Origin of the sequence: Pseudomonas sp. MRSN 12121 (assembly GCF_000931465.1) — a bacterium.
Classification (GTDB): domain Bacteria; phylum Pseudomonadota; class Gammaproteobacteria; order Pseudomonadales; family Pseudomonadaceae; genus Aquipseudomonas.
This window is the reverse complement of record NZ_CP010892.1, coordinates 6,580,390-6,593,057: the sequence shown is the minus strand read 5'-3', so window position 1 is coordinate 6,593,057 and position 12,668 is coordinate 6,580,390. Positions and strand designations below refer to the sequence as shown.

The following is a 12,668-nucleotide window of genomic DNA, read 5'->3' as shown; positions in this document are numbered from 1 at the left end:
CGATAGGAAAGCCCGTCTGCCCATGATCCATATCCCGAAATCGGAATACACCCGTCGCCGCAAGGCGCTCATGGCGCAGATGGAACCCAACAGCATCGCGATCCTGCCGGCCGCCGCCGTGGCGATCCGCAATCGCGATGTCGAGCATGTCTACCGCCAGGACAGCGATTTCCAGTACCTCAGCGGCTTCCCCGAACCCCAGGCGGTGATTGTGCTGATGCCCGGTCGCGAGCATGGCGAGTACATCCTGTTCTGTCGCGAGCGCAATGCCGAGCGTGAGCTCTGGGATGGCCTGCGGGCCGGCCAGGAAGGCGCGATTCGCGACTACGGCGCCGACGATGCCTTTCCCATCACCGATATCGACGACATCCTGCCGGGCCTTATCGAAGGTCGCGACCGGGTGTATTCGGCCATGGGCAGCAATCCCGAATTCGATCGCCACCTGATGGAGTGGATCAACGTGATCCGTTCCAAGGCGCACCTGGGCGCCCAGCCACCGAACGAATTCGTTGCCCTGGATCATCTGCTGCACGACATGCGTCTGTATAAATCGGCGGCGGAAGTGAAGGTGATGCGCGAGGCCGCGCGGATTTCCGCCCAGGCCCATGTGCGTGCCATGCAGGCCAGCCGGGCCGGGTTGTATGAGTTCAGCCTGGAGGCCGAGCTGGACTACGAGTTCCGTCGGGGCGGGGCGAAGATGCCGGCCTACGGTTCGATCGTCGCCGCCGGGCGCAACAGCTGCATCCTGCACTACCAGCAGAACGACGCGTTGCTCAAGGACGGCGACCTGGTGCTGATCGATGCCGGTTGCGAGATCGATTGCTACGCCAGCGATATCACCCGCACCTGGCCGGTGAACGGCAAATTTTCCCCGGAGCAGAAGGCGATCTACGAGCTGGTGCTGGCGTCCCAGGAAGCGGCCTTTGCCGAGATCGCGCCGAACAAGCACTGGAACCAGGCGCATGAGGCGACCGTCCGGGTGATCACGGCAGGGTTAGTCAAGCTGGGGTTGCTGGAGGGTGAAGTGGACGAATTGATCGCCAGCGAGGCGTACAAGGCGTTTTACATGCACCGCGCCGGCCACTGGCTGGGCATGGATGTGCATGACGTCGGCGAATACAAGGTTGGCGGCGAATGGCGGGTGCTGGAAGTCGGCATGGCCCTGACGGTCGAGCCCGGCATCTACATCGCGCCGGACAACCAGAACGTGGCGAAGAAATGGCGCGGCATTGGCGTGCGCATCGAGGACGACGTGGTGGTAACCAAGCAAGGCTGTGAAATTCTCACCGGCGGCGTGCCCAAGACGGTGGCCGAGATCGAGGCCCTGATGGCCGCTGCCCGGGCCAGCGCGGCATGAGCCGGGTCAATCTGGCGATCATCGGCGGCGGCCTGGTCGGCGCCAGCCTGGCCCTGGCCCTGCAGTCCGGCGCCAAGGCGCGCGGCTGGAAGATCGTGCTGATCGAGCCGTTCGCGCCGGGCAACAGTTACCAGCCCAGCTATGACGCGCGCTCTTCGGCGCTATCGTTCGGCGCGCGGCAGATCTATCAGCGGCTGGGCCTGTGGCAGGAAATTTCCCGCCGCGCCGAGCCGATCAAGCAGATCCATGTATCCGACCGCGGACGGTTTTCCACCGCGCGCCTGTCGGCCATGGAGGAGGGGGTTCCCGCCCTCGGGTATGTGGTGGAAAACGCCTGGCTCGGCCAGTGCCTGTGGCAAGGCCTGGACCAGGACGTGGTGAGCTGGCGTTGCCCGGCCGAAGTCACGCGCATGGAGCCGCTGGAAGACGGTTACCGCCTGACCCTCAACGACGAAACCATCCTGGACTGCGAACTGGCGGTGCTGGCCGACGGCGGTCGTTCCGGGCTGCGCGAGCAACTGGGAATCGGGGTGAAAAAGCGCCCTTACCACCAGAGCGCGCTGATCGCCAATATCACTCCGAGCGAAGCCCACAACGGCATGGCCTTCGAGCGTTTCACCGACGACGGGCCGATGGCGCTGCTGCCGCTGCCGGACAACCGCTGCGCGCTGGTCTGGACCCGCCTGGGGATGGACGCGCAGCGCCTGGCCGAGCTGGACGAGCGCAGCTTCCTCAGCGAATTGCAGGGCGTCTTCGGCTACCGCCTGGGCACCCTGAAGCAAGTCGGGGCCCGGCATCTCTACCCGCTGGCGCTGGTGGAGGCCGAGGAGCAAGTGCGCCCGCATCTGGTGGTGCTGGGCAACGCTGCCCACAGCCTGCATCCGATTGCCGGGCAGGGCTTCAACCTGTCGCTGCGCGACGCCCAGGCGTTGGCCGATGCGCTGTTGCTCAGCCCGGCGGCACCCGGCGATTTCAGTGTGTTGCAGGGCTACCGCGAGCGGCAGCGCCTGGACCAGGACCTGACCGTGGGCTTTTCCGACCAGGTCACCCGACTGTTCGGCAGCAAGCTGCCGCTGGTGTCGCTGGGGCGCAATATCGGGCTGCTGGGCCTGGACCTGCTGCCGCCGGCCAAGCGTTGGTTCGCGCGGCAGGCCATGGGGCTGGGGACCCGTCCCGATGCGTGAGTGCAAAATCCTTTACCCGCGGCGCGAGCCGCAAGCGAGACAGGTTTAAAGCATGGAAATGCGTGCAGATCTGCTGATTGTCGGGGCCGGAATGGTCGGCAGCGCCCTGGCGCTGGCGTTACAGGACAGTGGCCTGGAAGTGCTGCTGCTCGATGGCAGCCCGCTGAAGGTCAAGCCCTTCGACGAAGAAGCCCCGTTCGAGCCGCGCGTGAGTGCGCTGTCGGCGGCCAGCCAGCGGATTCTCGAGCGTCTGGGCGTCTGGGAAGGGGTCACCCGGCGCCGTAGCAGCCCTTATGCCGAGATGCAGGTCTGGGACGGTAGCGGCACCGGGCAGATTCATTTCTCGGCCGCCAGCGTGCATGCCGAGGTGCTGGGCCATATCGTCGAGAATCGGGTGGTCCAGGATGCGCTGCTGGAGCGCCTGCACAACTGCGACATCGGCCTCTTGGCCAACGCTCGCCTGGAACAGATGCGCCGTTCCGGCGACGACTGGCTGCTGACCCTGGCCGATGGCCGTACCCTGCGCGCGCCGCTGGTGGTCGCCGCCGACGGCGCCCATTCAGCGGTGCGACGCCTGACGGGCTGCGCCACCCGTGAATGGGATTACCTGCATCACGCCATCGTTACCAGCGTGCGCTGCAGCGAACCGCACCGCATGACCGCCTGGCAGCGGTTCACCGACAACGGCCCGCTGGCTTTCCTGCCGCTTGCGCGCGACGGGGAGCAGGACTGGTGCTCGATCGTCTGGTCGACCACGCCGGGCGAGGCCGAACGCCTGATGGCGCTGGCCGACGGCGACTTCTGCCGGGAGCTTGAGCGCGCCTTCGAGGGCCGCCTGGGTTCGGTGCTGGATGCCGACCCGCGGCTGTGCGTGCCGTTGCGCCAGCGGCATGCCAAACGCTACGTGGCCGAAGGGCTGGCATTGATCGGCGATGCGGCCCACACCATCCATCCGCTGGCCGGGCAGGGGGTCAACCTGGGCTTCCTCGACGCCGCGGTGCTGGCCGAGGTGCTGCTGCAGGCGGCCAGCCGCGGCGAACGGCTGGCCGATACCAAGGTACTGAGCCGTTACGAGCGGCGGCGCATGCCGCACAACCTGGCGTTGATGGCGGCGATGGAGGGCTTCGAGCGGTTGTTCCAGGCCGATCCGCTGCCGCTGCGCTGGTTGCGCAACACCGGCTTGAAAATGGTCGACCAGATGCCCGAAGCCAAGGCGCTGTTCGTGCGCCAGGCGCTGGGCTTGAGCGGGGATTTGCCGGAGCTGGCCAGGGCCTGATGGCTGTGGTGGGGCGGGCATCGCCATCGCGGGTGCGTTGGATCCCCCGGCGCATGGGCTTCGGCGGGCTATGCAACATCTGGTAACGCCTGGGTTTCCTGTTCGGTTTGAGAAGGCAAATGCTAGTCCTTATCATTTGCTTCCCTTTGATTCCGAGAGACTGCTCCCATGCTGGCACCGAAGCGTCTATTGACCGCCCTGGCCCTCACCCTCATTGGCGGTACCGCCCAGGCAGCCGATGAGGTCGTGGTCTATTCCTCGCGTATCGACGAGTTGATCAAGCCGGTCTTCGACCTCTACACCCAGAAAACCGGGGTCCAGGTGAAGTTCATCACCGACAAGGAAGCGCCGTTGATGCAGCGGATCAAGGCCGAGGGCGAGAACGCCAGCGCCGACCTGCTGCTCACCGTCGATGCCGGCAACCTGTGGCAGGCCGAGCAGATGGGCATCCTGCAGCCGTTCACCTCCAAGGTGATCGACAGCAACATTCCCCCGCAATACCGCGCCGCTTCCCACGCCTGGACCGGCCTGAGCCTGCGGGCGCGGACCATCGCCTATTCCACCGCGCGGGTGAAGCCTTCCGAGCTGTCCACCTACGAAGCCCTGGCCGACAAGCAGTGGGAAGGCCGCCTGTGCCTGCGCACCGCGAAGAAGGTCTACAACCAGTCGCTGACCGCCACCCTGATCGAGACCCACGGTGCGGCGAAAACCGAAGAGATCATCAAGGGCTGGGTCAACAACCTGTCCACCGACGTGTTCTCCGACGACGTCGCGGTACTCGAGGCGATCAACGCCGGCCAGTGCGACGTGGGCATCGTCAACACCTACTACTACGGCCGCCTGCACAAGCAGAAGCCGGAACTGCCGGTGAAGCTGTTCTGGCCGAACCAGAACGACCGTGGCGTGCACGTCAACCTGTCGGGCATCGGCCTGACCAAGCACGCGCCGCACCCGGAAGCCGCCAAGGCCCTGGTGGAGTGGATGACCACCGCCGAAGCGCAGAAGATCTTCGCCGACGTGAACCAGGAGTTCCCGGCCAACCCGAGCGTGCCGCCTTCGGCCGAAGTGTCGGCCTGGGGCAAGTTCGTGGCTGACACCCTGCCGGTGGAAGTCGCCGGCAAGCGTCAGGCCGAAGCCATTCGCCTGATGGACCGTGCTGGCTGGAACTGATCCGCTGGTTATACTGCGCCCCGCCTTTGCGGGGCGTTTTGTTTACCCGGTTCGCGATTGTCCTTTATTGACCCACCTGGCTTGAGAGTTTTTCGTGGCCCATCCCGCCCAACGTCGCTGGTATCCGCTGGTTTTCGCTGTCGCCGCCCTGGTGCTGCTGCCGCTGAGCGTGCTGCTGCTGTCGTGGCAGGTGGTCGACCCGCAGATCTGGTCGCACCTATGGGAAACCCAGATGCCGCGCCTGTTGGGCAACACCCTGACCCTGGTGCTGGGTGTCGGCGTGGGCGTGACGCTGCTGGGGGTGAGCCTGGCTTGGCTGACCAGCCTCTGCGAATTTCCCGGCCGCCGCTGGCTGGATTGGGCGCTGATGCTGCCCTTCGCAATTCCGGCCTATGTGCTGGCTTTCGTCTTCGTCGGCCTGCTGGACTTTTCCGGCCCGGTGCAGACCCTCTTGCGCGAATGGTTCGGTACAGGCCTGCGCCTGCCGCGGGTGCGTTCCACCGGTGGGGTGATCCTGGTCCTGGTGCTGGTGTTCTACCCCTATGTGTACCTGCTGGCGCGCACGGCGTTCCTGGCCCAGGGCAAGGGCCTGATGGAGGCCGCGCGGGTGCTCGGGCAGACCCCCTGGCAGGCGTTCTGGCGGGTGGCCCTGCCGATGGCGCGCCCGGCCATCGGCGCCGGCGTGGCGCTGGCGCTGATGGAAACCCTGGCCGACTTCGGCGCGGTGGCGGTGTTCAACTTCGACACCTTCACCACCGCCATCTACAAGACCTGGTACGGCTTCTTCAGCCTGTCCAGCGCCGCGCAACTGGCCAGCCTGTTGCTGCTGGCGGTGATGCTGGTGCTGTACGGCGAGCGTCGCGCCCGCGGTGCCAGTCGCTCAGCCAACGAGCGCCCGCGCGGCAAGGCGCTGTATCCGCTGCGCGGGTTGAAGGCCCTGGCGGCCACAGGCTGGTGCGTGCTGGTGTTCGCCTGCGCCTTCGTCATTCCGCTGCTGCAACTGCTGGTGTGGTTCTGGCAGCGCGGCCGCTTCGACCTCGACGAGCGTTATGCCGGGCTGATCCTGCACACCCTGTACCTGGGCGCCATGGCGGCACTGGTCACGGTGAGCGTGGCCTTGCTGCTGGCGTTCGCCCGCCGGCTGGCGCCGACCCGGGCGATCCGTTCCGGCGTCAGCCTGGCCAACCTCGGGTATGCCTTGCCGGGCTCGGTGCTGGCGGTGTCGATCATGCTGGCGTTCAGTTACCTGGACCGTGAACTGGTGATCCCGCTGTCGAGCTGGCTCGGCGGCGCGGGCAAGCCGTTGCTGCTGGGCAGCCTGGCGGCGTTGCTGCTGGCTTACCTGGTGCGTTTTATCGCGGTGGCCTATGGGCCGCTGGAAAGCAGCCTGGCGCGGATCCGGCCTTCGTTGCCGGAAGCGGCGCGCAGCCTGGGGGTCAGTGGTCCGCGACTGTTTTTCAAAGTGTATCTGCCGCTGTTGCTGCCCGGCACGCTGAGCGCGGCGCTGCTGGTGTTCGTCGATGTGCTCAAGGAAATGCCCGCGACCCTGCTGATGCGCCCGTTCGGCTGGGACACGCTGGCAGTGCGGATCTTCGAGATGACCAGCGAAGGCGAATGGTCGCGTGCGGCATTGCCCGCGCTGACCCTGGTCCTGGTGGGATTGCTACCGGTAATTGGCCTGATTCGCCGCTCCGCTCATCGAATCGGTTAGGTGCCAGGGTCACACCATGCAGCTACAATGCGCGGCATTCGGTGCGGGCGATCTTTCTGATCTGGTCGTCGTAGCTGTCTGAAAACCATCTATTTCAAGGCTTTCAGCTCATAGGGCGACCCCCCGTACCTTCGCCACGCCCGGAAGGAGAAACCCATGGGACAGCGCACGCCTCTGTATGACCTTCATCTCGCCCTGGGCGCGAAGATGGTCGATTTTGGCGGTTGGGATATGCCTTTGCATTACGGCTCGCAGGTCGAGGAGCACCATCAGGTGCGACGCGACTGCGGGGTTTTCGATGTATCCCACATGACCGTGATCGATGTCGACGGACCCCAGGCCAAGGCCTGGCTCCAGCACCTGCTGGCCAACGATGTCGAACGCCTGCACAGCCCCGGTCGGGCCTTGTACAGCGCAATGCTCAACGAGCACGGCGGTATCGTCGACGACATGATCGTCTACCGCAGCGAGGCCGGTTACCGGCTGGTGTTCAACGCCGCCACCCGCGACCAGGACATGGCCTGGATGCAGGCCCAACTGGGCGCTTTCCAGGTGCAACTGCACGAACGCAGCGAGCTGGCGATGCTGGCGATCCAGGGGCCCCAGGCCCGGCACAAGATCGCCGAGCTGGTGAGCCAGTCGCGCAGCACCCTGATCCAGCAACTCAAGCCTTTCGAAGGCCAGGCCGATGGCGACTGGTTCATCGCGCGTACCGGCTATACCGGCGAGGATGGCCTGGAAATCGTCCTGCCCGCCGATCAGGCCCCGGCATTCTTCAACGACCTGGTCGGCGCGGGCATTTCCCCGATCGGCCTCGGCGCGCGCGACACCCTGCGCCTGGAGGCCGGCATGAACCTCTACGGCCAGGACATAAGCCAGGACGTTTCACCGCTGGTGGCCAACATGGGCTGGAGCATCGCCTGGGAGCCGGCGTCGCGTAAGTTCATCGGCCGCACGGCGCTGGAGGCCGAGCGCGCCCGTGGGATCAGCCACAAGCTGGTCGGCCTGGTGCTGGAAGAGCGCGGCGTGCTGCGCGCTCACCAGGTGGTGCGCATCGCCGATGTTGGCGAAGGAGAGATCACCAGTGGTAGTTTCTCTCCTACGCTTAGCAAATCGATCGCCTTGGCGCGGGTGCCCATGGCGACCGCCGACCGCGCCGAAGTGGAAATCCGTGGCAAGTGGTACCCGGTCCGGGTGGTCAAACCGACCTTCGTGCGTCATGGCAAAACCTTGATCTAACTTATTTCCGGCGGGATTTCCGCTGACACTTCTTCTTGAGGACACAGAACATGAGCGATATCCCTGCTGACCTGCGTTTTGCCGAAAGTCACGAATGGGCCCGTCTGGAAGCCGACGGCAGCGTGACCGTGGGCATCAGCGACCACGCCCAGGAAGCCCTGGGCGACGTTGTGTTCGTCGAGCTGACCGAAGTCGGTAACGTATTCGGCGCTGGCGACCAGGCCGGGGTAGTCGAGTCGGTGAAAGCCGCTTCCGACATCTATGCGCCCGTGGCGGGCGAAGTGATCGCGGTCAACGAAGAGCTGAGCGCCAGCCCGGAGCTGCTCAACAGCGAGCCGTACGACGCCTGGATCTTCAAGCTCAAGCCAAGCAACAGCGCTGACCTGGACAAGCTGCTGGACGCCGCCGGCTACAAGGCTTCGATCGGCGAATAAGCCGCGCATCGATCGCCGCCAGGCCCGCTGTTCTTGTCGCAGCGAGCCTGGCGGCGATGGCCTTACCCTTGCAACACTTCCTTCACGGTCGCCACCGACCGTTCTACATCGCTTTTGGTCATGGCCGTGAACATCGGCAGCGAGACGATCAGGCGTCCCACCCGCTCCGCCACCGGGAACATCCCCTCCTTGAAGCCGCGTTCGCGGTACAGGCTCAGCAAGTGAATCGGCGGGTAGTGATAGCCGATGCCGATCCCGCGTTCCTGCATCCGCTCCATGAAGGTCGCGCGTGCCGGTTTGCCGTCATGCCGCTCCGGCAGCACCAGTTGGAACAGGTGCCAGTTGCTGTTGCTGAAGTCCGCCGGCGGTAGCTGGGCGCCGTAGCGCGCCTCGAAGTCGTTGCCGAAGCAATCGAAGTAATGCCGGGCCAGCTCGCGGCGATGCGCGGTCAGCGCCTCGAGATGGGCGAACTGGCCCAGGCCGATGGCGGCCGCGACGTCGGTCATGTTGAATTTGCCGCCCAACACATCCACGTCCAGGCCGTCGAAGCCGTGGCGCGTTACGCCTTGCAGGCGGTACTTCTCCGCCAGGCGCGCCTCTTCGGCGTCGTTCAGCACCAGGGCGCCACCTTCGCTGCAGGTGACGTTCTTGTTGGCCTGGAAGCTGAACGAGACGAAGTCGCCGCCGGCGCCGATACGCTCGCCGTTCCAGCTTGAACCCAGCGCCTGGGCGGCGTCCTCCAGGACCCGCAGGCCGTGTTTGTGCGCCAGGGCGTAGAGGCGTGTCATGTCCAGCGGCAGGCCGGCGAGGAACACCGGGATGATGGCCCGGGTCCGCGGGGTGATGGCCGCTTCCACCTGGGCCAGGTCGAGGTTGCGGGTCACCGGGTCGATATCGGCGAACACCGGGGTCGCGCCGACTTCGAGAATCACGTTGGCCGTGGCCACCCAGGAGATCGGCGTAGTGATGACCTCGTCGCCAGGGCCAATGCCGGCGATACGCAAGGCGATCTCCATGGTGCAGGTGCCGGAATTGAAGGTGCGCACCGGGCGTCCGCCACAGAATTCCGAGAGTTGCGCTTCGAAGGCCTGGACCTTGGGGCCGCTGGTGATCCAGCCCGAACGCAGCACTTCGCCGACGCTGGCAATGGTGGCTTCATCGATGGTGGGTTTGGAGAACGGCAGGAAAGGCAGCTGGCTCATGACGATGGAATACCCGATAAGCGGAGGTCGAGGCCGGGCGGCGGGCCGCGCCGGAGTCGAGCATCATGCCCCCGCTGCGCCCGCGGTGCCACACCGTCGGCGCGGGGGATCGGCTGCTATGCTGCTTTGACCGTGTTGCACCGACGCCGAGCGCCGCCTGAGAGAGAGCCTGTCATGTCCCAGTTGCCGTCCTTGAGCCAGTTACGCGACCCCAATGCCTTTCTGCGGCGTCACCTCGGGCCCGACGCCGCCGAGCAGCAAGCGATGCTCGACAGCCTGGGGCTGGGCAGCCGGGTCGAACTGATCGAGCAGACCGTGCCGCCGGGCATCCGCTTCAACCGGGCACTGGACTTGCCGCCGGCGCTGGACGAGCAGGCCGCCCTGGCCAGGCTGCGCGGTTATGCCGAGCAGAACCAGGTCTGGACCAGCCTGATCGGCATGGGCTACCACGGCACCCTGACCCCCACCGTGATCTTGCGCAACGTGCTGGAAAACCCCGGCTGGTACACCGCCTACACGCCGTACCAACCGGAAATCGCCCAGGGCCGGCTCGAGGCCCTGCTCAATTTCCAGCAACTGACCATCGACCTCACGGGCCTGGAGCTGGCCAACGCCTCGCTGCTGGACGAAGCCACGGCCGCCGCCGAGGCCATGGCCCTGGCCAAGCGCGTGGCCAAGTCCAAGAGCAATCTGTTCTTCGTCGACCGCAACTGCCATCCGCAAACCCTCTCGGTGTTGCAGACCCGCGCCGAAGGCTTTGGCTTCGAGCTGGTGGTCGACAGCCTGGAGCAGCTCAAGCAGCACCAGGTGTTCGGGGCCTTGCTGCAATACCCGGACACCCACGGCGAGATCCACGACCTGCGGCCGCTGATCGATCACCTGCACGCCCAGCAGGCACTGGCCTGCGTGGCGGCCGACCTGCTGAGCCTGTTGCTGCTGACACCGCCGGGCGAACTGGGGGCCGACGTGGTATTCGGTTCGTCCCAGCGTTTCGGCGTGCCCATGGGCTACGGCGGCCCCCACGCGGCGTATTTCGCCAGTCGCGAAGAGTACAAGCGGGCGATTCCGGGACGGATCATCGGCGTGTCCCGGGATGCCCGGGGCAACGTCGCGCTGCGCATGGCCCTGCAGACCCGCGAGCAGCATATCCGCCGCGAGAAGGCCAACTCGAATATCTGCACCGCCCAGGTGCTGCTGGCCAATATCGCCAGCTTCTATGCGGTCTATCACGGCCCGCAAGGCCTGCGGCGCATCGCCCAGCGCGTGCATCGCCTGACCTGCATTCTGGCCGCGGGCCTGGAACGCAAGGGCATCGCCCGCGTGAACCGCTGGTTCTTCGACACCCTCACCCTGGACGTCGGCGGCAGCCAGACGGCGATTATCGAGAGCGCCAAGGCGCTGCGGATCAACCTGCGGATCCTCGGGCGCGGGCAGCTGGGGCTGAGCCTGGACGAGACCTGCGACGAGAATACGGTCGCCCGGTTGTTCGATGTGTTCCTCGGCGCCGACCACGGGCTGGAGGTCGCGCAACTGGATGCCGAGGCCCTGGCTCCGGGCATCCCCCAGGAGTTGCTGCGCACCACGCCTTACCTGAGCCATCCGGTGTTCAACAGCCACCACAGCGAAACCGAGATGCTGCGTTACCTCAAACAGCTGGAGAACAAGGACCTGGCGCTGAACCAGTCGATGATCCCCCTGGGCTCCTGCACCATGAAACTCAACGCCAGCAGCGAGATGATCCCCATCACCTGGCCCGAATTCGCCGACCTGCATCCCTTTGCCCCGGCGGAGCAGGCGCTGGGTTATTCGCTGATGATCGCCGAGCTCGAGCGCTGGTTGTGCGCCATTACCGGCTTCGACGCGATCTGCATGCAGCCCAACTCCGGGGCCCAGGGCGAATACGCCGGGCTGCTGGCGATCCGCAAATACCACGAGAGCCGCCAGCAGGGCGAGCGCAATGTCTGTCTGATCCCGGCCTCGGCTCACGGCACCAACCCGGCCTCGGCGCAGATGGCCGGCATGCAGGTGGTGATCGTCGATTGCGACGATGCCGGCAACGTCGACCTGCAAGACCTCAAAGACAAGGCCAGCGCCGCCGGCGGGCATCTGTCGTGCCTGATGGCGACCTATCCCTCGACCCACGGCGTGTACGAGGAAGGCATCAGCGAGATCTGCGAGGTGATCCACCGCCACGGCGGCCAGGTGTACATGGATGGCGCGAACCTCAACGCGCAGGTCGGGCTGGCGCGGCCGGCCGATATTGGCGCCGACGTTTCCCACATGAACCTGCACAAGACCTTCTGCATTCCCCACGGCGGTGGAGGCCCGGGCATGGGGCCGATCGGCGTGCGGGCGCACCTGGCGCCGTTCGTCGCCAACCATCCGGTGGTGGCCATCGACGGGCCGCTGCCGCAGAACGGCGCGGTCAGCGCGGCGCCCTGGGGCAGCGCGAGCATCCTGCCGATCAGCTGGATGTACATCGCGATGATGGGGCCGCAACTGGCGGACGCCAGCGAAGTGGCGATCCTCGCCGCGAACTACCTGGCCGAACAACTGAGCGGGGCCTTCGCGGTGCTCTACAGCGGACGCAATGGCCGGGTCGCCCACGAATGCATCCTCGACCTGCGGCCGCTCAAGGCACAGACCGGCATCAGCGAAGAGGACGTGGCCAAGCGCCTGATGGATTACGGCTTCCATGCGCCGACCATGTCGTTCCCGGTGCCGGGCACGCTGATGGTGGAGCCCACCGAAAGCGAGTCCAAGGCCGAGCTGGACCGCTTCATCGAGGCCATGTTGAGCATCCGCGCCGAGATCGCCCAGGTCCAGGAGGGCAACTGGCCGGCCGAGGACAACCCGCTCAAGCGCGCGCCCCATACCCTGGCGGATATCGCCGGTGTCTGGGAGCGGCCCTACAGCATCGAGCAGGCGGTGATCCCCAGCCCGCATACCCGGGCGCACAAGTACTGGCCGACGGTGAACCGGGTCGACAACGTCTACGGCGACCGCAACCTGTTCTGCGCCTGCGTGCCGGTGGATGCCTATCGCTGAGGCCGGACGCCGGGCAAAAAAATGCCGCTCGAAAGAGCGGCATTTTT

Annotated in this window: 9 protein-coding genes; 8 read left to right on the top strand and 1 reads right to left on the bottom strand. The window is 65.9% G+C overall.

All coding sequences use genetic code 11. From position 1 onward, the window contains the following. The first annotated feature begins 22 nt into the window (after positions 1 to 22). From pepP to gcvH, 7 genes are all read left to right on the top strand, one after another. Entirely contained in the window at positions 23 to 1,357 is a 1,335-nt protein-coding gene (gene pepP, locus TO66_RS30095; RefSeq protein ID WP_044465667.1) for a Xaa-Pro aminopeptidase, read from the top strand. Continuing rightward, entirely contained in the window at positions 1,354 to 2,541 is a 1,188-nt protein-coding gene (gene ubiH / locus TO66_RS30090; protein WP_044465666.1) for a 2-octaprenyl-6-methoxyphenyl hydroxylase, read from the top strand. The genes pepP and ubiH overlap by 4 nt, the downstream gene beginning before the upstream one ends. Positions 2,542 to 2,599: 58 nt before the next feature. Then, positions 2,600 to 3,817, top strand: a complete 1,218-nt coding sequence (locus TO66_RS30085; protein WP_177330454.1) for a 2-octaprenyl-3-methyl-6-methoxy-1,4-benzoquinol hydroxylase — start codon at positions 2,600 to 2,602, stop codon at positions 3,815 to 3,817. A 168-nt stretch (positions 3,818 to 3,985) separates the two neighbouring features. Then, positions 3,986 to 4,987, top strand: coding sequence for an extracellular solute-binding protein (locus tag TO66_RS30080; protein WP_044465664.1), 1,002 nt, complete (start codon positions 3,986 to 3,988; stop codon positions 4,985 to 4,987). 94 nt (positions 4,988 to 5,081) lie between these two features. Continuing rightward, on the top strand, positions 5,082 to 6,698 hold the full coding sequence (locus tag TO66_RS30075; protein WP_044465663.1) for an iron ABC transporter permease: 1,617 nt from the start codon (positions 5,082 to 5,084) through the stop codon (positions 6,696 to 6,698). Between the two features lie 156 nt (positions 6,699 to 6,854). After that, the gene (gene gcvT / locus TO66_RS30070; RefSeq protein ID WP_044465662.1) at positions 6,855 to 7,937 is read left to right on the top strand and encodes a glycine cleavage system aminomethyltransferase GcvT; all 1,083 of its coding nucleotides are present in this window, start codon (positions 6,855 to 6,857) and stop codon (positions 7,935 to 7,937) included. A gap of 50 nt (positions 7,938 to 7,987) precedes the next feature. Next, entirely contained in the window at positions 7,988 to 8,371 is a 384-nt protein-coding gene (gene gcvH, locus TO66_RS30065) for a glycine cleavage system protein GcvH (protein WP_044465661.1), read from the top strand. A 62-nt stretch (positions 8,372 to 8,433) separates the two neighbouring features. On the opposite strand, the gene TO66_RS30060 is transcribed toward gcvH, so the two are convergent. After that, positions 8,434 to 9,573: a DegT/DnrJ/EryC1/StrS aminotransferase family protein gene (locus tag TO66_RS30060; protein ID WP_044465660.1), complete on the bottom strand. Its 1,140-nt coding sequence runs from the start codon at positions 9,571 to 9,573 to the stop codon at positions 8,434 to 8,436. 174 nt (positions 9,574 to 9,747) lie between these two features. On the opposite strand from TO66_RS30060, the gene gcvP reads away from it, so the two are divergent. Beyond that, positions 9,748 to 12,621 (top strand): aminomethyl-transferring glycine dehydrogenase, encoded by a 2,874-nt coding sequence (gene gcvP / locus TO66_RS30055; protein ID WP_044465659.1) that lies wholly within the window; start codon positions 9,748 to 9,750, stop codon positions 12,619 to 12,621. The last annotated feature ends 47 nt before the right edge of the window (positions 12,622 to 12,668 follow it).